Origin of the sequence: Pseudomonas putida, from assembly GCF_001941965.1 — a bacterium.
Classification (GTDB): domain Bacteria; phylum Pseudomonadota; class Gammaproteobacteria; order Pseudomonadales; family Pseudomonadaceae; genus Aquipseudomonas; species Aquipseudomonas putida_L.
On the sequence record NZ_MKZO01000015.1, the window covers coordinates 30552 to 50870 of the forward strand.

Annotated in this window: 15 protein-coding genes, 1 tRNA gene and 1 pseudogene; 11 read left to right on the forward strand and 6 right to left on the reverse strand. The window is 64.9% G+C overall.

The window, feature by feature from the left end; translation table 11 throughout:
* Positions 1-115: 115 nt before the first annotated feature.
* From PSEMO_RS10655 to PSEMO_RS10665, 3 genes are all read left to right on the forward strand, one after another.
* On the forward strand, positions 116-547 hold the full coding sequence (locus tag PSEMO_RS10655) for a D-Ala-D-Ala carboxypeptidase family metallohydrolase (RefSeq protein ID WP_075803037.1): 432 nt from the start codon (positions 116-118) through the stop codon (positions 545-547).
* A 93-nt stretch (positions 548-640) separates the two neighbouring features.
* The gene (locus PSEMO_RS10660) at positions 641-949 is read left to right on the forward strand and encodes a transcriptional regulator (RefSeq protein ID WP_075803038.1); all 309 of its coding nucleotides are present in this window, start codon (positions 641-643) and stop codon (positions 947-949) included.
* Positions 950-999: 50 nt separating this feature from the next.
* A complete protein-coding gene (locus PSEMO_RS10665; RefSeq protein ID WP_075803039.1) occupies positions 1000-1884 on the forward strand; it encodes a pseudouridine synthase in 885 nt (294 codons plus the stop codon).
* A 160-nt stretch (positions 1885-2044) separates the two neighbouring features.
* Here PSEMO_RS10665 and PSEMO_RS10670 read toward each other — a convergent pair whose 3' ends face one another.
* From PSEMO_RS10670 to acnA, 3 genes are all read right to left on the reverse strand, one after another.
* A complete protein-coding gene (locus PSEMO_RS10670; RefSeq protein WP_075803040.1) occupies positions 2045-3610 on the reverse strand; it encodes a methyl-accepting chemotaxis protein in 1566 nt (521 codons plus the stop codon).
* 191 nt (positions 3611-3801) lie between these two features.
* Entirely contained in the window at positions 3802-4563 is a 762-nt protein-coding gene (locus tag PSEMO_RS10675) for a CPBP family intramembrane glutamic endopeptidase (RefSeq protein ID WP_075803041.1), read from the reverse strand.
* Positions 4564-4709: 146 nt separating this feature from the next.
* Positions 4710-7397 (reverse strand): aconitate hydratase AcnA, encoded by a 2688-nt coding sequence (acnA, locus tag PSEMO_RS10680; protein WP_075803042.1) that lies wholly within the window; start codon positions 7395-7397, stop codon positions 4710-4712.
* Between the two features lie 226 nt (positions 7398-7623).
* On the opposite strand from acnA, the gene rlmM reads away from it, so the two are divergent.
* The 3 genes from rlmM to PSEMO_RS34230 all read left to right on the forward strand — a co-directional run bounded on the left by rlmM (position 7624) and on the right by PSEMO_RS34230 (position 11221).
* Entirely contained in the window at positions 7624-8688 is a 1065-nt protein-coding gene (rlmM, locus tag PSEMO_RS10685; protein ID WP_075803043.1) for a 23S rRNA (cytidine(2498)-2'-O)-methyltransferase RlmM, read from the forward strand.
* A gap of 18 nt (positions 8689-8706) precedes the next feature.
* Positions 8707-8949: a sulfurtransferase TusA gene (gene tusA, locus PSEMO_RS10690; RefSeq protein WP_009404574.1), complete on the forward strand. Its 243-nt coding sequence runs from the start codon at positions 8707-8709 to the stop codon at positions 8947-8949.
* A gap of 1129 nt (positions 8950-10078) precedes the next feature.
* On the forward strand, positions 10079-11221 hold the full coding sequence (locus tag PSEMO_RS34230) for a methyl-accepting chemotaxis protein (protein WP_372239112.1): 1143 nt from the start codon (positions 10079-10081) through the stop codon (positions 11219-11221).
* On the opposite strand, the gene PSEMO_RS10700 is transcribed toward PSEMO_RS34230, so the two are convergent.
* Positions 11208-12575 carry an MATE family efflux transporter gene (locus PSEMO_RS10700; RefSeq protein ID WP_075803045.1) on the reverse strand — a complete coding sequence of 456 codons (1368 nt, stop codon included), beginning with the start codon at positions 12573-12575 and terminating at the stop codon, positions 11208-11210. The genes PSEMO_RS34230 and PSEMO_RS10700 overlap by 14 nt on opposite strands.
* 228 nt (positions 12576-12803) lie before the next feature.
* Here PSEMO_RS10700 and pdxB point away from each other — a divergent pair, with 228 nt between their 5' ends.
* A complete protein-coding gene (pdxB, locus tag PSEMO_RS10705) occupies positions 12804-13943 on the forward strand; it encodes a 4-phosphoerythronate dehydrogenase PdxB (protein ID WP_075803046.1) in 1140 nt (379 codons plus the stop codon).
* Positions 13944-14124: 181 nt separating this feature from the next.
* Here the strand turns inward: pdxB and PSEMO_RS33450 are convergent, their stop codons facing one another.
* On the reverse strand, positions 14125-14295 hold the full coding sequence (locus PSEMO_RS33450; protein WP_178391987.1) for a PA1571 family protein: 171 nt from the start codon (positions 14293-14295) through the stop codon (positions 14125-14127).
* Between the two features lie 191 nt (positions 14296-14486).
* Between PSEMO_RS33450 and PSEMO_RS10710 the strand changes: the two genes are divergently transcribed.
* The 4 genes and pseudogenes from PSEMO_RS10710 (at position 14487) to PSEMO_RS10720 (ending at position 20036) form a co-directional block, all read left to right on the forward strand.
* Positions 14487-16250 (forward strand): ABC transporter transmembrane domain-containing protein, encoded by a 1764-nt coding sequence (locus tag PSEMO_RS10710; RefSeq protein ID WP_075803047.1) that lies wholly within the window; start codon positions 14487-14489, stop codon positions 16248-16250.
* 811 nt (positions 16251-17061) lie between these two features.
* Positions 17062-17178, forward strand: a pseudogene (locus PSEMO_RS34235) (hypothetical protein); the annotation flags it as partial.
* A 222-nt stretch (positions 17179-17400) separates the two neighbouring features.
* On the forward strand, positions 17401-18105 hold the full coding sequence (locus tag PSEMO_RS34240) for a methyl-accepting chemotaxis protein (protein ID WP_372239113.1): 705 nt from the start codon (positions 17401-17403) through the stop codon (positions 18103-18105).
* Between the two features lie 344 nt (positions 18106-18449).
* On the forward strand, positions 18450-20036 hold the full coding sequence (locus PSEMO_RS10720; protein ID WP_075803049.1) for a malate:quinone oxidoreductase: 1587 nt from the start codon (positions 18450-18452) through the stop codon (positions 20034-20036).
* A gap of 166 nt (positions 20037-20202) precedes the next feature.
* On the opposite strand, the gene PSEMO_RS10725 is transcribed toward PSEMO_RS10720, so the two are convergent.
* Positions 20203-20279: transfer RNA gene (locus PSEMO_RS10725), tRNA-Pro, on the reverse strand.
* Positions 20280-20319: the final 40 nt, after the last annotated feature.

The window sequence follows — 20319 nt, forward strand, 5'->3', positions numbered from 1 at the left end:
GCTTCACATTTTGATGCACAAGTGCGCATGCAATCGTCATCGCGGCGGTTGGAGAATCCGTTGGCAGCGGCCTTGATGGTCGCTGCGGATTTCCCAAGCCAAAGGAGTGGCAAGCATGTTCCTCACCCCCCATTTCACCCTCGCCGAAATGACCGCCTCGCAGATCGCCAACCGCGCCGGGCTGGACAACAACCCGGACAGCCAGGTCATCGCCAATCTGGTGGAGCTGTGCAAGACCCTTGAGTCGGTGCGCAGCCTGGTCGGCCAGCCGATCCTGATCACCAGCGGCTATCGCTGCGAAGAGCTCAATCGCCGGGTCGGCGGTTCGTCCTCCAGCGCCCATGTCCAGGGGCTCGCCGCCGACATCATGGCGGTCAGCCTGACGCCGCGGCAGCTGGCGCAACGGATCCGCGACAGCGACCTGGACTTCGACCAGCTGATCCTCGAGTTCGACGGCTGGGTCCATCTGGGCCTGTCTGGCCAGCGCCAGCGCCGCCAGGTGCTGACCATCCGCAAGGGCACCGGTTATCTGCCGGGCCTGCAATGAATCGTTACGTCATTGACGTTCAACCCGCCTGCCTCCTATGCTGTATATAAGTACAGTATGCGGGGCGGGCAGCTTCATGCCCGGAGAAACATGATGGTCAACGTCGAACAACTGAAATCCAGCGTCAATCGCATGTCCGTCGACGAGGTGCACGAGGCCGTGGTGGAATTGCGCCTGGACGGCCTGGTCACCGACGAGCGCACGCCGTTCGGCAAGGTCCACTTCAACACCTGCTTCGCCGAGATCGAAGCCCTGTTCCAGCGTGCCGGCTTTCACCGGCCGCTGGATGTGGTGGGCTACGAAGGCCAGGCCTATGCCTTGTACGACGCCAGCCGCTGGGAGGCGGTGGATGTGTTGCGCTGGCTGAAGGCCGCCTGCGATGCCGCGACCGAGGCTGGCTGAGACGGCGCTCATGCCGGATAATGCGCGGCTCCCAGGTTGCGAGTCTTTTCATGAGCACTGTTTTCGATCCGGCCAGCCAGCAGGCCAGTACGGTCTGCCTGCCGCCGGGCAACTGGTCCACGGTGCTGGACTGCCTGTGCGAGCACTTCAAGGCGATCGGCCGTGAAGCCTGGCTCGATCGCTTTGCCCGCGGGCGGGTGCTGGATGCCCAGGGGCAGCCGATCGCGCTCGACCATCCCTACCGGGTCGGGCTGCGTATCCACTATTTCCGCGAAGTCCCCAATGAAAAGCCGATCCCGGTGCTGGAAGACATCCTGCATGTGGACGAGCATCTGGTGGTGGCCGACAAGCCGCATTTCCTGCCGGTCACGCCGACCGGCGAGTATGTCGAGCAGACCTTGCTGCGCCGCCTGATCCGTCGGCTCGACAACCCTCATCTGGTGCCGTTGCACCGGATCGACCGGCACACCGCCGGGCTGGTGCTGTTCTCGGCCAATCCGCAAAGCCGTTCGGCGTACCAGCAACTGTTCCCGACCCGGCAGATCGACAAGCGCTACCAGGCGATTGCTCCGGCCTTGCCGGCGGTGGCGTTTCCGTTGGTGCACAAGAGCCGCATGGCCAATGGCGAGCCGTTCTTCCGCATGCAGGAAGTGCCGGGGGTGAGTAATAGCGAGACCCATGCCGAGGTGCTGGAGACGCGCGGGAAGCTGTGGCGCTACGGGCTGTCGCCGGTGACCGGCAAGACCCATCAGTTGCGCGTGCATATGGCCGCGCTGGGGGCGCCGATCTGCAATGACCCGTTCTATCCCGAGGTGCTGCAGGGCGAGGATGATTATTCCAAGCCGTTGAAGCTGCTGGCGCGGAGCCTGAGGTTCAAGGATCCGCTGACGGGGGAGGAGCGGTATTTCGAGAGTCGTTTGAGGCTTGATTGGTGAGGTGACTTTCAGGGCCTCATCGCTGGCAAGCCAGCTCCCACAGGGTCCGCGGCGCCGCTGAACCCTGTGGGAGCTGGCTTGCCAGCGATGAGGCCCGTAAGACCAACAAAAAAGGCCCGGAAGCTCAACACTTCCGGGCCTTTCGCATTTCAACCGACTATCAGCGGTTGAATCGCTCCACCAACGAATACTGCGTCGTCGCCGTATGCGTCAGCTCTTCACTGAGCAACGCCGAATGCTGCGCCTGCTCCGAGGTTTCATCCGCCAGCGCGGCGATGGTGCTGATATTGCGGCTGATCTCCTCGGCCACCGAGCTCTGTTGCTCGGTAGCGGCCGCGATCTGGGTCGCCATGTCGGTGATATTGGCCACGGCCTCGCTGATACCCACCAGCGCCTGGTCCGCTTCCATTACCCGCTGCACGCCTTCCTCGGCCTGGCGATGCCCGGCTTCCATGGTCTGCACGGCGTTGGAGGCAGTCTGCTGCAGCTTGGCGATCAGGCTGTGGATCTGCCCGGTGGACTCGCTGGTGCGTTGCGCCAATTGGCGAACCTCGTCGGCCACTACGGCGAAGCCGCGGCCCATTTCGCCGGCCCGGGCCGCTTCGATGGCGGCGTTGAGCGCCAGCAGGTTGGTCTGGTCGGCGATGCCCTTGATCACGTCGACCACGCCTCCGATCTCGTCACTGTCGCGGGCAAGCTGGGTCACGGTCTGCCCGGTCTCGCCGACGGCAGTGGACAGGCGCTGGATGGCGTCGCGGGTTTCCCCGGCAATGCTGCGGCCACGGTCGGTCAGGCGATTCGCTGCCTGGGTGGCGTCGGCGGTGCGCTGCACGTGGTTGGCCACTTCCTGGGTAGTGGCAGCCATCTGGTTGACCGCAGCGGCGACCTGCTCGGTCTCCACGCGCTGGCGCTCCAGCCCGGACGAGCTGTTGTGGGCCAGGGCGTCGGACTGACGGGCCTGTTCGTTGAGGTGCTCGGCGGTGTCCTGCAGACGGGTCAGGCAGGTCTTCAGGCGCGCGTCCTGGCTGAGCATGGCCATTTCCAGGCGGGCCTGGACGCCACGGCTGTCGGTATACATCTGGGCGATCAGCGGATCGGAGGTGGTCTGTTCGGCCAGGCGCAGCAGGCGCTTGAGACCGCGCTGCTGCCAGCTCAGGCCGAGCAGGCCCAGCGGCACCGAGAGCGCGGCGGCGAGGGCGAAGCCCCAGGAATGACCCAGCCAGATGCCGATCAGGAAGCCGATCTGGCTGACCATGATGAACGGCAGCCAGTCCTGCAGCACGGGCAGCCACTTGTCGCGTTTCGGAATCGCCGACTTGCCGTCGTTGATGCGCTTGTACAGGGCTTCGGCGCGGCGAACCTGCTCGGCGGTCGGCTTGACCCGCACCGACTCGTAGCCCACCACCTGGTTGTTCTCGAAGATCGGCGTGACGTAGGCGTTGACCCAGTAATGGTCGCCGGACTTGCAGCGGTTCTTGACGATGCCCATCCATGGCAGGCCCTGCTTGAGGGTCGACCACATATGGGCAAAGACGGCCGGCGGCACGTCCGGGTGGCGCACCAGATTGTGCGGTGCGCGCATCAGCTCGTCGCGGGAGAAGCCGCTGATCTCGATGAAGGCGTCGTTGCAGTAGGTGATGACACCCTTGGCATCGGTAGTCGAAATCAACCGTTGTTGGGCAGGGAAAGTCCGTTCTCTCTGGGTAATCGGCTGGTTGTTGCGCATAAGCTGTTCAATCCGCAAGGCTTTCGTGAGGTATCGGCAGATACACGAAAATATTGAATGAATATTTGGGTTTTATTGATCTTGCTCAATATTCGTTTGAAGCGCTTGAGCTAAGCGAAATCATCACGTTCGTGTAATTTGCGCGCATTCTTTCACATTTTCGCAACATAAGTCAGGCAGTGACCGATGGTTCATGTTGTCGCGAGCAGCGGATAGGTGAACAGGGTGAAGTGCGCGAGGTTCAGCCCGAAATGGGCCAGCAGCGCCGCCGGCAGTCCGCCGTGGCGCCAGGCTAACCCGTAACCGGCGCCGGCCAGTGTTGCCAGGGCGACCCAGGGCCAGCCGCCACCGACGTGGGCCAGGCCGAAGAGCAGGGCGCTCAGAACGAGGGCGGGGTTGGCGCCGACAAGGCGTTGCAGGCCGCCCTGAAGGTAGCCGCGGAACAGGGCTTCCTCCACCAGGCTGACCAGCAGCAGGTTGTTGGCGGCCCAGAGCCAGGCGTCGGGTGGCCATTTTGGGGACCAATGCACCAGGTCGATAAGCCAGGCGAGGGCGAGGGATCCGGCAAGGGTGATGGCGCCCGCCAGTAGCGCCAATCCCGGCCGGGTTCGGCGCGGCATGATGATCCATGGACAGGCCAGCAGTAGCCAGAAGCCGATCAGGGGCTTGTCCAGGTTCAGGTTCATGGAGAAGGGCGCGGCGTCCGGGGTGAAGCGGACGTGGTCGAAAACCCGGGCGTTGTTGAAACCGGGGAGCCAGTGCAGGGCCAGGCTGAGGGCCAGCAGGATGAAGAGCGCATGGCCGGCGATCTTCCAGCGTGGGTGTCGGGCCATCCAGCCGCTGGCCAGCAGCAGGAGGAAGGCCGGCAGGGTGGCAAGGCCGAGGCTGCCGTGGGTGAGGGCCAGGGCGTAGCCGGCGGTCAGGAGGGTGAGGAGGAGCTTTTGAGAGGGCATGCAGCTTCGACTGCGGTGATGGCGTTCAGGACACCGGGTTTTGTGGTGTAGCTGATGGCCTCATCGCTGGCAAGCCAGCTCCCACAGGTCCAGCGGTGCACGCGGTCCCTGTGGGAGCTGGCTTGCCAGCGATTGCTAGAGTGGGATCACCGCCCAATCATCTGCCGCAACACATAATGCAGAATCCCCCCGGCCTTGAAGTATTCCACCTCATTCAGGGTATCGATCCGGCACAGCACCGCGATCTCCTCGACACCGCCATCCTCCCGGGTAATCCGCAACTTCAGGCTCATATGCGGCTCGATCTTCACCCCGTCCAGCCCAAGGATGTCGATCTTCTCCCGCCCGGTCAGCCCCAGTTGCTTGCGATCCTGCCCGGCACTGAACTGCAGCGGCAGCACGCCCATGCCCACCAGGTTGGAGCGGTGGATCCGTTCGAAGCTCTCCGCCAGCACCGCCTTGACCCCCAGCAGGTTGGTGCCCTTGGCTGCCCAGTCGCGGCTCGAGCCGGTGCCGTATTCCTGCCCGGCAATCACTACCAGCGGCGTGCCTTCGTCGCGATAACGCATGGCCGCATCGTAGATCGCCAGCTTCTCGCCGGTCGGCACATGCAGGGTATTGCCGCCTTCCTCACCGCCCAGCATTTCATTGCGGATGCGGATATTGGCGAAGGTGCCGCGCATCATCACTTCATGGTTGCCGCGCCGCGAGCCGTAGGAGTTGAAGTCCTTCGGTTCCACGCCCTTGTCCCGCAGGTAACGCCCGGCCGGGCTGTCGGCCTTGATATTGCCGGCTGGCGAGATATGGTCGGTGGTCACCGAATCACCCAGCAGGGCAAGAATCCGCGCACCGTGCACATCGGCGATTTTTGGCGGTGGGCCGGAAATGCCGTCGAAGAACGGCGGGTGCTGGATATAGGTGGAATCGTCCTGCCACACGTAGGTCGCCGCTTGTGGCACCTCAATGGCCTGCCACTGTTCATCCCCGGCAAAGACCTCGGCATATTCCTTGTGGAACATCCGCGTATCCACCTGGGCCACCGCTGACGCGATTTCCTGCTGGCTCGGCCAGATATCCCGCAGGTACACCGGCTTGCCGTCGGCGCCCTGGCCCAGCGGGTCGTTGCTCAGGTCGATGCGCACCGTGCCCGCCAGGGCATAGGCCACCACCAGTGGCGGCGAGGCCAGCCAGTTGGTCTTGACCAGCGGATGCACACGGCCTTCGAAGTTGCGGTTGCCGGACAGCACCGAGGCCACCACCAGGTCGGCCTTGGTGATCGCCGCCTCGATCGGGTCGGCCAGCGGGCCGGAGTTGCCGATGCAGGTGGTGCAGCCGTAGCCCACCAGGTCGAAGCCCAACTGATCCAGATAGGGCGTCAGCCCGGCGGCCTTGTAGTAGTCGGTGACCACCTTGGAACCCGGCGCCAGCGAGCTCTTCACCCAGGGCTTGCGTTGCAGGCCCTTCTCCACGGCCTTTTTCGCCAGCAACCCGGCGGCCATCATCACGCTGGGGTTGGAGGTGTTGGTGCAGGAGGTGATCGCGGCGATCACCACGGCGCCGTCCTTCAGGGTGTGTTCCTTGCCCTCGAAACCGAAGCTGATCTCGCCATGCCCGTCGGCAGTGGCCTTGCGCACGTTGAGGCCGAGGAAGTCATCGAAAGCCTGGCTCACCCCGGGCAGCGCGACCCGGTCCTGCGGGCGTTTCGGCCCGGCGAGGCTGGCCTGCACCTCGCCCATGTCCAGCGCCAGGCTGTCCGTGAACAGCGGCTCCTGGCCCGGCTCGCGCCACAGGCCCTGGGCCTTGCAATAGGCTTCGACCAGTTCGACGCTTTCCGGCGGCCGCCCGGAAAGCCGCAGGTAATCCAGGGTCACCGCATCCACCGGGAAGAAGCCGCAGGTGGCGCCATATTCCGGGGCCATGTTGGCCAGGGTGGCGCGGTCGGCCAGGGGCAGGTCGGCCAGGCCGTCGCCGTAGAATTCGACGAATTTGCCCACCACGCCCTTCTTGCGCAGCATCTGCGTCACCGTCAGCACCAGGTCGGTGGCGGTGATGCCTTCGCGCAGCTTGCCGGTGAGCTTGAAGCCGATCACCTCGGGAATCAGCATCGACACCGGCTGGCCGAGCATGGCCGCCTCCGCCTCGATACCGCCGACGCCCCAGCCGAGCACGCCGAGGCCGTTGATCATGGTGGTGTGGGAATCGGTGCCGACCAGGGTGTCGGGGAAGGCATAGGTGCGGCCGTCTTCTTCACGGGTCCAGACGGTACGCCCGAGGTATTCCAGGTTGACCTGGTGGCAGATCCCGGTGCCCGGTGGCACCACGCGGAAGTTGTCGAAGGCGTTCTGGCCCCAGCGCAGGAAGGCATAGCGCTCGCCGTTGCGCTGCATCTCGATATCGACGTTTTCGCCGAAGGCGGCGGGGCTGGCGTAATGGTCAACCATCACCGAGTGGTCGATTACCAGGTCCACCGGCGACAGCGGGTTGATCCGCTGCGGGTCGCCGCCGGCCTTGGCCATGGCGGCGCGCATGGCGGCCAGGTCGACCACCGCCGGTACGCCGGTGAAGTCCTGCATCAGTACCCGCGCCGGGCGGTACTGGATCTCCCGGTCGGAACTGCGCTCCTTGAGCCAGTCGGCCAGGGCCTGGAGATCGGCGCCGGTGACGGTTTCGCCGTCTTCCCAGCGCAGCAGGTTCTCCAGCAGCACCTTGAGCGACATCGGCAGGCGGCCCAGGTCGCCGAGGGCTTTCGCGGCGTCGGGCAGGCTGTAGTAATGGTATTCACGGCCGCTTACGGCCAGGGTCTTGAGGGTTTTCAGGCTGTCGAGCGAGGACATTGACCAACTCCTTCTGCGCCGGTGCGCGGCTGTCTTCCTTGCTGGGGCCGCTGCACCGCCTCTTTCACGGTCCGCACGGCACGGACCTGGCTGCACGGTCAGGTTAGCTCCGTTTGCCCTGACCGACCATTAACTGGACCGGCGGGGCGTGTCGCCAGTTCCGAAAGTCCTTTATCATTCGCCGATTTTCCACCGGGGCGCATGGCGTCCCCGTCCGGAGTGAGTGATGAATACCCTGTTCCTGCATTGCCGACCTGGTTTCGAGAGCGAGGTCTGTTCCGAGATCAGCGAACACGCCGCGTTGCTCGGCGTTGCCGGCTATGCCAAGGCCAAGCCGCAGACCGCCTGCGCCGAGTTCATCTGCAACGACGCCGAAGGCGCCGCGCGGATCATGCACGAGCTGCGTTTCAAGCAGTTGATCTTCCCCCGCCAGTGGGCCCGGGGCAGCTTCGTCGAGCTGCCGGAAACCGACCGCATCAGCGTGCTGCTGGAGCATCTGGCCGGCTATCCAGTGGCTGGCAGCCTGTGGCTGGAAGTCATGGACAGCAACGACGGCAAGGAACTCTCGACCTTCTGCCGCAAGTTCGAAGTGCCGCTGCGCAAGGCCCTGCTCAAGGCCGGGCGCCTGGTGGAGAACGGCCCGGGCCCGCGTCTGCTGCTGACCTTCGTCAGTGGCCGCCGGGTGTTCCTCGGCCTGGCCGAGGCGGACAACTCGGCCATGTGGCCCATGGGCATCCCGCGCCTGAAATTCCCCCGCGAGGCGCCGAGCCGCTCGACCCTCAAGCTGGAAGAGGCCTGGCACCACTTCATCCCCCGCGAGCAGTGGGAGCAGCGCCTGTCCGACGACATGACCGGCGTTGACCTCGGCGCTGCGCCGGGCGGCTGGACCTACCAGCTGGTCAAGCGCGGCATGCTGGTCACCGCCATCGACAACGGGCCGATGGCCGAGAGCCTGATGGACACCGGGCTGATCCAGCACCTGATGGTCGACGGCTTTACCTGGAAGCCCAAGCAGATGGTCGACTGGATGGTCTGCGATATCGTCGAGAAGCCGGCGCGTACCGCCGCGATGATCGAGGAATGGCTGGGCGACGGGCACTGCCGCGAGGCGGTGGTCAACCTCAAGCTGCCGATGAAGCAGCGCTATGCCGAGGTGCGGCGCCTGCTGGAGCGTATCGAAGAGGGCTTCAAGGCGCGCAAGGTCAAGGTCTCCATCGGCTGCAAGCAGCTCTATCACGACCGCGAGGAAGTCACCTGCCACCTGCGCCGCCTCGACATCAAGCCACGCTGAATCACGGAGTTTATTGAGATGACCGATTTCACCCCTGACGCCGTGCTCGACGCCACTGGCCTGAACTGCCCGGAGCCGGTGATGATGCTGCATCAATACGTGCGCGACCTGGGCGCCGGTGGCTTGCTCAAGGTGATCGCCACCGACCCCTCGACCCGCCGCGATATCCCCAAGTTCTGCGTGTTCCTCGGGCATGAGCTGGTGCAGCAGGAAGAAGAGGGCGGCACCTACCTGTACTGGATTCGCAAGAAGCTCGACTGACACCCCTGGCTGTTACTCCGCTGTTTCCTCCGGTGACGCCTGCACCGGTACTGTGCATGGAATGGATGCCAGCCTTCTGGCTGCATCCTTTCCTTTACTGCCTCCCTCCTGACTTCCCTGTATCCGGCACATACGTTGCTAGCTAAACGCTATCACCCTGAGCGCCTGCAGAAACGATTGCGCTCCAGGGTCCCCCTATGCGCAGGAGTGAGTCATGAATCGTCTGTTGTCACCGGGTGCGCGTTTGTTGGGGCGTTTCGGTTTTGCGCGCAAGTTCCAGTTGCTGTTCCTCTTGTTCATGCTGCCGCTGGTGTTCAGCCTCGGGCTGATCGGCATGGATTACCGCGACCGCCTGGCGGTGATCGCCGGCGAGCAGTCCGGGGTCCGCCAGTTGCTGGTGCTGGATGACCTGGAGCGCGAGCTGTCGGCCCAGCGTTATCGGGCGGCGCGCTGGAAAGCCATCGATATCCTCCGTGAACCCACCGCCGAAGCCCGTCAGTTGATGAGCGAGATCGATGCTGCGCTGCCGCGTATCGATCAGGCCCTGAAAAACCTCAAGGCGACCCTGGACAAGGAAAAGGCCGGCGCCGACACCCTGGCCCGCTTTGAGGCCCTGCAAGGTTCGGTGGCCGGCCTCGACAGCCAGTCCCTGCGCGGCGTCGGCTGGTGGCCGGACGGTTATGACCGCTTCACCGCCGGCATCGGCAATCTGCAGGCGCTGCGCGAGCAGATCGCCATGGACACCGGCCTGATCCTCGATCCTTGGCTGGAAACCTACCTGTTGATGCAGCTCTCGACCCAGCAGACCCCGGACCTGATCGAGCGCATCGGACGCATGGCCAGCATCGGCCAGACCTCGGTGGTCTCCGGCCAGTTCAGCCTGCAGAGCCGCCTGCAGATGCGCGACCTGCGCAGCCGTATCGGCGACGCCCGGGAGCAGATGGTCAAGACCGCCGGTTCCCTGCAAACCCGCCTGCCGCCCGAGCTGCAAGGCTGGGGCAAGCGCTACGGGGCGAGCATGAAGGGGCTCGATGGCGAGCTGGCGGTGCTGGACGACGGCGTGTTCGGCGGCTCGATCAAGCTCAAGCCCGCCGAGTTCGAGGCCAGTATCGGTCGCCTGCTGGACGATATGTTCGGCCTGCGTGGCGCGTCGTTGCAGTCGCTGAACGAGCGCCTGGACTACTACCACGCCAAGTCCAACCGCGAATTCATCCCAGTGGGGGTGACCATCGGCCTGTTGCTGCTGCTGGCGCTGTACCTGTTCGCCTGCCTGCAGGCCTCGATCCGCCGCAGTGCCAGCGGCATCACCACCCTGGCCGAGTCGCTGCGTGACGGCAACCTGTGCGTCGAGGTGTCGGTGCAGGGGCGCGATGAACTGGCGGTGATCAGCCAGGCGCTGAACGTCGCGGTGGTGCAGTTGCGCGCCAGCCTGCTGGGGGTCAATCACGAGACCCGGCAACTGGGCTCGGCGGTGCAGACCCTGAATGTCCAGGCCAACGGCACCCTGCAGGATGTGGAACGGCAGCAACAGCAGATCAGCCAGATCGCTGCGGCGGCGACCCAGTTGGCGGCAACGTCGCAGGAAGTGGCGCGAAGCTGCGAGCACGCCTCCGACAGTGCCCGGCAGACCCGGCGCATTGCCGAGGACAGCAACCGCGACAGCCAGCGCACCACCGACAGCATCCAGCAGCTCAACCGCCGCCTGACCGATACCGCCGAGGCGCTGCAGCGGGTCAGCGAGCAGGGCCAGCAGATCCAGTCGGTGGTGGACGCGATTCGCGGTATTGCCGAGCAGACCAACCTGCTGGCGCTCAACGCCGCCATCGAGGCAGCGCGGGCCGGGGAGCAGGGCCGCGGCTTTGCCGTGGTGGCGGACGAGGTACGCAGCCTGTCCCAGCGTACCCAGGCGTCCACGGCGCAGATTGCCGGGACGGTGGACAGCCTGCGCACCACCGTGACCCAGGCGGTCAGCTTGATGGAAGCCGCCTGTGGTCAGGCGGTCCAGGATGCCCAGTCGGTGACCGGGCTGGGCCAGCGCTTGGGCGAGATCGCCGGGGCGGTGCAGGGCGTGACTGACACCCTGGCGCAGATCCTTACCGCAGTGGAGGAGCAGACCGGCACCGCCGATGAGGTCAGCGGCAATATCCAGCAGGTGGACCAGGCTGCCGGGCGTTTGCTGGACGGTGCCCGGGCAGTGAACCAGGCGGCGGACACCCTGAGCCAGGGCAGCCGCGCGCTCAACGACAATACCGCGCGCTTCAACCTGGGCTGAGCTGCGCCTTGCGGATATGCCGGCGGGTGCAGCGCAGCAGGCGGATCGAGAGCATGATCGCTGCGCAGGTCAGGCCGGCGATCAGGCCTTGCCACAGGCCGCTCGGGCCGCTGGCGGGGCTGAGGTAGTCGGTCAGGCCGAGCAGGTAGCCCACCGGCAAACCGATGCCCCAGTAGGCGAACAGGGTCAGGATCATGGTCACCCGGGTGTCCTGGTAACCCCGCAGGGCACCGGCGCAGATCACCTGGATGGCGTCGGAGAACTGGTACAGCGCAGCGAACACGATAAGCATCGCGGCGATCTGGATCACCGCGGTGTCCGGCGTGTAGATCGCGGCGATCTGCTCGCGCAGCAGCAGGATCAGCGACGCCGAGAACGCCGCGAATACCAGCGCCGTGCCGAGCCCGACCTGGGCGGCGAAACGCGCCTGGTGCGGATCGCCGGCACCCACCGCCTGGCCTACGCGCACGGTCACCGCCATCCCCAGCGAATACGGAATCATGAACAGCAGCGAGCTGATGTTCAGGGCGATCTGGTGCCCGGCGACCACGGTCGGGCCCAGGCTGCCGATCAGCAGAGCGATCACCGCGAAGATGCTCGATTCGGCGAACACGGCGATGCCGATCGGCAGGCCGATGCCGAGCAGGCGCTTGATGGTCGGCCACTGGGGCTTGTCGAGGCGCACCAGCACCCGGCTGCTGGCGTAGGCCGGGGCCCAGCGGCTCCAGGCGGCCATGCTCAGGGCCATGAACCAGCCGACGATGCCGGTGGCCCAGCCACAACCGACGCCGCCGAGCGCCGGCAGGCCGAAATGGCCGTAGATCAGCACCCAGTTCAGCGGGATGTTCAGCAGCAGGCCGCACAGGCCGATGACCATGCTTGGCCGGGTGCGCCCGAGGCCGTCGCTGTAGCAGCGCAGCACGTAGTACAGGGCAATGCCGGGGAATCCGAAGGCGATACCGTGCAGGTAGCCCATGCTCGGGCCGATCAACTGTGGGTCGACCTTCATCAGGTACAGGATGGGTTCGGCGCCGAGGAGCAGGGCGCTCGACAGCAGGCCCACCACCAGCGCGAGCCACAGGGCCTGGCGCACCAGCGGGGCGATCTCGCCGTGCTGGTTGGCGCCGAAGCGCTGCGCCACCTTGGGCGTGGTGGCGAGAAGGATACCGGTCATCAGCAGGTACACCGGGATCCAGATCGAGTTGCCCAGGGCCACGGCGGCCAGGTCCTCAGGGCTGACCCGGCCGGCCATGACGGCATCGACGAAGCCCATGGCGGTGGTCGCCAGCTGGGCGACGATGATCGGGGTGGCAAGGCGCAGCAGGCTGCGGACTTCGGTGCGGATGGCGGGCATGGTGGTCGTGGGGCTGGCAGGGAAAGCGGCGTAGTCTACGCCTTGATCGGTTGGTCAGGAAATGTTGGTGTCTGGACGGGCCTCATCGCTGGCAAGCCAGCTCCCACAGGTCCGGTGCATGCAGTCCCTGTGGGAGCTGGCTTGCCAGCGATGAGGCCGGTGCAGACACCACTTTGTTATTGCCCCATCCACCCCCTACACTGCCAACCCCTCACAGGAGTCCCGCCCATGCTGATCGTTGCCGACGAAAACATCCCCCTGCTCGATGCCTTCTTTGCCGGCTTCGGCGAGATTCGCCGCTATCCGGGCCGGGCCATCGATGCGGACTGCGTGCGCGACGCCGATGTGCTGCTGGTGCGGTCGGTGACCAAGGTCGATCGCGCCCTGCTCGAAGGCAGCCAGGTGCGCTTCGTCGGCACCTGCACCATTGGCACCGATCACCTCGACCTGGGCTACTTCGCCGAAGCCGGCATCCACTGGTCCAGCGCCCCTGGCTGCAATGCCCGCGGTGTTGTCGATTATGTGCTGGGCAGCCTGCTGACCCTGGCCGAACTGGATGGCGCTGATCTCTCGCAGCGCACCTATGGCGTGGTCGGCGCCGGCCAGGTCGGTGGCCGCCTGGTCCAGGTGCTGCGCGGGCTGGGCTGGAAGGTGCTGGTCTGCGATCCGCCCCGGCAGGCGGCGGAGGGCGGCGATTATGTCGGGCTGGAGCAGATCCTCGCCGAGTGCGATGTGATCAGCCTGCATACCCCGCTGACCCGCACGGGTGAGCAACCGACCTGGCACCTGCTCGACGGCGAGCGCCTGGCCCGCCTGCGCCCCGGCGCCTGGCTGATCAATGCGGCTCGCGGCCCGGTGATCGACAACCCCGCCCTGCGCGAACTGCTGCTGGCGCGCGAGGATGTGCTGGCGGTGCTGGACGTGTGGGAAGAGGAGCCGCTGGTGGATGTGGAGCTGGCCGACCTGTGCGTGATTGCCACCCCGCATATCGCCGGCTACAGCCTCGACGGCAAGCAGCGCGGTACGGCGCAGATCTACCAGGCGTACTGTGTCTGGCGCGGGGAAGCGGAGCAGGTGCAGCTTGCTGATCTGCTGCCCAAGCCCTGGCTGGCGCGGGTCGAACTGCAGGCCGAGACTGATCCGGCCTGGGCCCTGGCGACCCTGTGCCGTGCGGTGTATGACCCGCGCCGCGATGATGCGGATTTGCGCCGCAGCCTGGGGGATGACCCGGCGGCGCAGAAGGTGGCGTTCGATCTGTTGCGCAAGGGGTATCCGGTAAGGCGGGAGATCGAGGGGTTGAAGGTCAAGGCTGAGGGTGAAGAGGTAAGGCGGATTGCGGCGGCGCTGGGCTGTGTGATCGAGGGCTGATAGTTCTATTGGCTTTCAGGGCCTCATCGCTGGCAAGCCAGCTCCCACAGTGTCCGCGGTGATCACAAATCTGTGGTCAACACAAAACCCTGTGGGAGCTGGCTTGCCAGCGATGAGGCCCTCAGGAACAACACAAATAAAAAACCCGGCACCAGGGCCGGGTCTTGAATAGGTCAGGGTCTCAGCCCTTCTTCGCCGGGTTGGCCCGGCTGTTTTCCAGCTCGCGGCACGCCTGCTGGATCATGTGCTCGGTGATCGGGATCTCGCGCCCTTGCGCGTCGATGATCGAGCCGCACGCCGGCACAGGTTGGGCCGGGCGCTGTTGCGGGGTGCTGCTATGCTGCAAGCTCATTTCCTGTCTCCTCTTCAGGTGGCTAGCCTAGATTAATCGCGCGTGATGACCAGGCTGTGACAACTCCCTACGCTGTCTCATCATGCGAACTACCAGTCCAACAGAAAGTTCACTCAAGAACCAGAGGGAGTTTAGACCGATACGGTCTAACGTCCTTATCGACTCGTTGAAATCAGCCACGGCAGCCGTCCATGTTCAATCCGCTTTCCTCCCGGCAACGCCAGGCCCTGCGCCTGGCCTGGCGTTTCGTGCGCCCCTATCGCAAGCAATCCCTGCTGGCCTTGCTGGCCCTGGTAGTCACCGCCGGCATCACCCTGTCCATGGGGCAAGGCATCCGCCTGCTGGTGGACCAGGGCTTCGTCACCCGTTCACCTGACCTGCTCGGCCAGTCCATCGCGCTGTTCATGGCCCTGGTGCTGGCCCTGGCGGTCGGTACCTTCAGCCGCTTCTACCTGGTCTCGTGGATCGGCGAACGGGTGGTGGCCGATATCCGCCAGCAGGTGTTCGACCACCTGATCAGCCTGCATCCGGGCTTTTTCGAGAACAATCGCAGTTCCGAGATCCAGTCGCGGCTGACTGCCGATACCACGCTGCTGCAATCTGTGATCGGCTCGTCGCTGTCGCTGTTCCTGCGCAATGTGCTGATGGTGCTGGGCGGGATCATCCTGCTGTTCGTCACCAACCCCAAGCTGACCAGCATCGTGGTCCTGGCCCTGCCGCTGGTGCTGGCGCCGATCCTGATCTTCGGTCGGCGCGTGCGCAGCCTGTCGCGGCAGAGCCAGGACCGCATTGCCGATGTCGGCAGCTATGTCGCCGAGACCCTCGGCCAGATCAAGACGGTGCAGGCCTACAACCACCAGCCCCGCGACCGCCAGCGCTTCGGCGAGACGGTCGAGGCGGCTTTTGCCACGGCGCGCAAGCGCATCGTCCAGCGCGCCTGGCTGATCACCCTGGTGATCGTCCTGGTGCTGGGCGCGGTAGGGGTGATGCTCTGGGTCGGTGGCATGGACGTGATTGCCGGGCGCATCTCCGGCGGTGACCTGGCGGCCTTCGTGTTCTACAGCCTGATCGTCGGCAGCGCCTTTGGCACCGTCAGCGAGGTGATCGGCGAGTTGCAGCGCGCGGCCGGGGCGGCCGAGCGGATTGCCGAATTGCTCGCGGCGCGCAGCGAGATCGTGGCACCGGCCGGAGGAGGGGTGCAGTTGCCCGAGCGGGTCCGCGGCGAGCTACAACTGCAGGGCGTGCGCTTCGCCTATCCCTCGCGACCCAACCGCCCGGCCATCGATGGCCTGGACCTGCAGGTGGAACCGGGGCAGACCCTGGCCCTGGTCGGGCCGTCGGGAGCGGGCAAGTCGACCCTGTTCGACCTGCTCCTGCGGTTCTATGACCCGCAGGAGGGCCGGATTCTCCTCGATGGCCAGCCGCTGACCGATCTCGATCCCCAGGACCTGCGCCGCCATTTCGCCCTGGTGGCGCAGAACCCGGCGCTGTTCTTCGGCACGGTCGAGGACAACATCCGCTACGGCCGCGCCGATGCCAGCTTCGCCGAGGTCGAGGCGGCCGCCCGCAGCGCCCACGCCCATGAGTTCATCCTGCAACTGCCCGAGGGTTACCAGACCCATCTGGGTGATGCCGGCCTCGGCCTGTCCGGCGGCCAGCGCCAGCGCCTGGCAATCGCCCGGGCCCTGCTGGTGGATGCACCGATCCTGCTGCTGGACGAAGCCACCAGCGCCCTCGACGCACAGAGCGAGCACCTGATCCAGCAGGCACTGCCGACCTTGATGGCGGGCCGCACCACCCTGGTCATCGCCCACCGCCTGGCCACCGTCCAGCACGCCGACCGCATCGCCGTAATCGATGCCGGACGAATGGTAGCAATTGGCAATCATCGGCAACTGATCGCTGAAAACCCGCTCTACGCCCGGCTGGCCGCGCTGCAGTTCGGCCCGGAGTAGAGCGGCAGGCGGCTTTTTTACAGTTATGTGACAGGCAAGGGCGGAATTGTCACATTTCTGTAGCAAAGCCCTGAGAGTATCCACCTCAGCTGTTGCGTAAATGCTCGATGCAGTTGGCTGCCTTCGCTTGATGGCAGCTTTTTTTTGCCTGCGAATCGACGACATGGATGTCTTTGGTTGGCTCCTTTTTAAGCCGCCGTTTCTTATCCCTTGTTCCGAGATCCTGCCGATGCCCTTGCGTACTTCCCTGCGACTGCAAATCCTCGCCCTGCTCGCCGGCAGCCTGCTGGCGATGCTGCTGATTGCCCTGGTCTGTTTCCGCCTGCTGTCGGCCAGCGTCGATGGCTACAGCCAACTGGTCGATGGCCCGCTGCGGGCGTCGCAGCAGATCGATGAAGCCAACCTGCAATTCAAGATCCAGGTCCAGGAGTGGAAGAACGTGCTCCTGCGTGGCAAGAAACCCGATGACCTGAGCAAGTACTGGCAGCAGTTCCAGGCCCAGGAACGCATGGTCCAAGACATCCTCGGGCGTCTGGTCCAGGAAAACGCCGGGGATGCGGCGCTGCATGCGCGCCTTGTCGAACTCAAAGACAGCCATCGCCAATTGGGTGAAGCCTATGGCCGTGGGCGTGAAGCCTTCCTTGCCGCTGGCGCCGACCCGGCGGCCGGGGATCTGGCGGTCAAGGGCGTGGACCGTGCCGCCAGCGAGCAGATGAGCGCGCTGGTCACCCAACTGCGCGGCGCCTCGGCGGACCAGGCCAAGGCGATCAGCGCTGAAGCACAGCGGACCGTCTGGCTCGGCCTGCTGATCATGCTCGGTTCGGCCCTGGCCATCGGCGTGTTCAGCCTGTGGCGAGTGGATCGCGGTCTGATCGAGCCGATCCGTCGCCTGATCGAATACGTTGCCCATCTCAGCCAGGGGCGCTTCGACGCTCGCGTCGCCAGTGATCGCCAGGACGAACTGGGTCGCCTCGCCGTTGCTGCCAACACCCTGCGCGATTTCCTCTCCGAGACCGTCGGCCGCCTGCAGGACAACGCCGGTGAGCTGGAAAACGCCAGCGGCGACCTGCGCAAGCTGGCCGGCGGCATGGCCCGCGGTACCGACGATCAGTTCCAGCGCACCGACCAGGTGGCCACGGCGATGCACGAAATGTCCGCTACCGCCCAGGAGGTCGCCCGGCATGCCGCCGAGGCGGCCAAGGCCGCAGACGACGCCGACCATAGCGCCCAGGCCGGCGAGCAGGTGATGCAGGCGACCATCGACACCATCGCCCGGGTCAACCAGGAAATCACCGGCACCGCCGAGGTGATCCGCCACCTTGAGCAGGACAGCGGGCGTATCGGCAAGGTCCTGGAAGTGATCCGCGGGATCGCCGAGCAGACCAACCTGCTGGCCCTCAACGCCGCCATCGAGGCCGCGCGGGCAGGGGAGGCGGGACGTGGCTTCGCTGTGGTCGCCGACGAGGTGCGCAACCTGGCCCAGCGCACCGCTTCGTCCATTGCCGAGATCAACCAGATCATCAGCGCCGTGCAGTCCGGTGCGGTGGAAGCGGTGAAGGCCATCGAAACCGGCCAGGCACGCAGTGAAGAGGGCGCCGAGCAGGTCCAGCGTGCCGGCGAGATGCTGCAGCGCATCACCCTGGCGGTGGAAGCGATCCGCGACATGAACCGCCAGATCGCCACGGCGGCCGAGGAGCAGACCAGCGTCGCCGAGGACATCTCGCGCAACCTGGTGGAGATCACCCGCATCGCCACCGACAACCAGGACGCGGTGCAGCGCACCGAGCGTGCCGGGCATCGCTTGCACGAACTGTCGGGCCAGTTGGGCGAGGTGACGGCGCGCCTGAGCGCCTGATTCTTCCGCCAAAAGCCGGGGGAAATCCGCCACCTTGCGGCCAAACGGTCGTTGCGAGTGGCGGAATCCCGCCAGAAAAACCCGCGAATATGGGGTGCGACCATGCGTCTCGCCTATTAGCCGTTGGTCGCGAAAAAGTTGGCCCGCTTCGTGCTTTATGAGGCGCCAGCGCGGGCTGAGTCCCCGCTTTACAAGACCATGGGCTGCCACGGCAGCCACGGCATCAGACCGCACCCCGCTTCTCCGATACCCCAGCCACCAGCCAGGTGAGCAGAACGATAAAACGAGGGCGTGCACCCGGGCGCGGCGGTCCAGCCAATACCTTCACTTCAATTGGATGAATTATGAAAAAAGTCCTTTTGGCGCTCCTGTGCCTGAGCGTCATTGGTTGCTCCAAGCCCAGTGAACCGGAAAAGACCGTCGACGTACTGCTGATTGGCGGGGGCATCATGAGTGCCAGCCTTGGCACCTACCTGCACGAGCTGCAACCTGACTGGTCGATCAATATCTACGAGCGCATGGACCAGGTCGCCGTTGAAAGCTCCAACGCCTGGAACAACGCCGGTACCGGCCATTCCGCCTTCTGCGAGCTGAACTACACCAGCGAAGCCGCCGACGGCAGCATGGATATCAGCAAGGCCGTGGGCATCAACGAGCAGTTCGAGATTTCCAAGCAGTTCTGGTCCTACCAGGTCGAGCAGAAAGTCCTGAACAACCCGAGCTCGTTCATCAACAACGTGCCGCACATGAGCTTCGTCTGGGGCGACAAGAACGTCGAGTTCCTGCGCAAGCGCCACGCCGCCCTGCAGCACAGCTCGCTGTTCCGTGGCATGGAATACTCCGAAGACCACGCGCAGATCGCCCAGTGGGTACCGATCGTCATGGAAGGCCGCGCCGCCGACCAGAAGATCGCCGCCACCCGCATGAACATCGGCACCGACGTCAACTTCGGCGAAATCACCCGTCAGCTGGTGGGCTCGCTGACCAAGAGCGACAAGGTCAGCCTGAACCTGCGCCACGAAGTGCGTGACATCAAGCGCAACGCCGACAACACCTGGACCGTCGTGGTCGCCGACCTCGGCAACAACGGTGTGGAAACCAGCGTCAAGGCCAGGTTCGTGTTCATCGGTGCCGGTGGTGGCGCCCTGAAACTGCTGCAGAAGTCCGGCATTCCGGAAGCCGAAGGCTATGCCGGCTTCCCGGTGGGCGGCCAGTTCCTGATGACCGACAACCAGGACATCGTCTCCCGCCACAAGGCCAAGCTGTATGGCAAGGCCTCGGTTGGTGCGCCACCGATGTCGGTTCCGCACCTCGACACCCGCATCATCGACGGCAAGGAAGTGCTGCTGTTCGGTCCGTTCGCGACCTTCTCCACCAAGTTCCTGAAAAACGGTTCGCTGCTGGACATGTTCGCTGCGCTGAACACCCACAACATCATGCCGATGACCCACGCCGGCATCGACAACATCGACCTCAGCACCTACCTGATGGGCCAGCTGATGTTGAGCTTCGACGACCGCATGGCCGCGCTGCGCGAGTACTTCCCGAACGCGAAGAACGAAGACTGGAAACTGCTGCAGGCTGGCCAGCGCGTACAGATCATCAAGAAAGATGCTGTACATGGCGGCATCCTGCAGTTCGGTACCGAAGTCGTGGCTTCGCAGGACGGCACTATCGCCGCGTTGCTGGGCGCTTCGCCAGGTGCATCGACCGCTGCGCCGATCATGCTGAGCGTGCTGGAGAAGACCTTCAAGGACCGTATCCAGAGCCCAGAGTGGCAGGCCAAGCTGAAGGAAATCGTGCCGACCTACGGCCAGAAGCTGAACAACAACCTCGAGCTGACCAACAAGACCCGTGAGTGGACCAGCTCGCGCCTGGGCCTGTTGTTCGTTCCGGTGTTGCCGGAAGAGCAGCCGGTGGCTGTTCAGTAAGGCTGTTCAAGGGGCAGGGATCTCCTTTGCCCTTACTGGCCTCATCGCTGGCAAGCCAGCTCCCACAGGGATCGCGCAGGTCTTGAGATTTGTGCTGACCCTGTGGGAAATAAAGGGGGCAAGCACGACAAAGCCCGCGTGAGGCGGGCTTTGGCGGAGAGCGATCTGGTCGGAGAGACAGGATTCGAACCTGCGGCCTTCTCGTCCCGAACGAGACGCGCTACCTGGCTGCGCTACACTCCGATGACGAAAATTCTACTCAGAAATTTCGCTTCGACAAGCC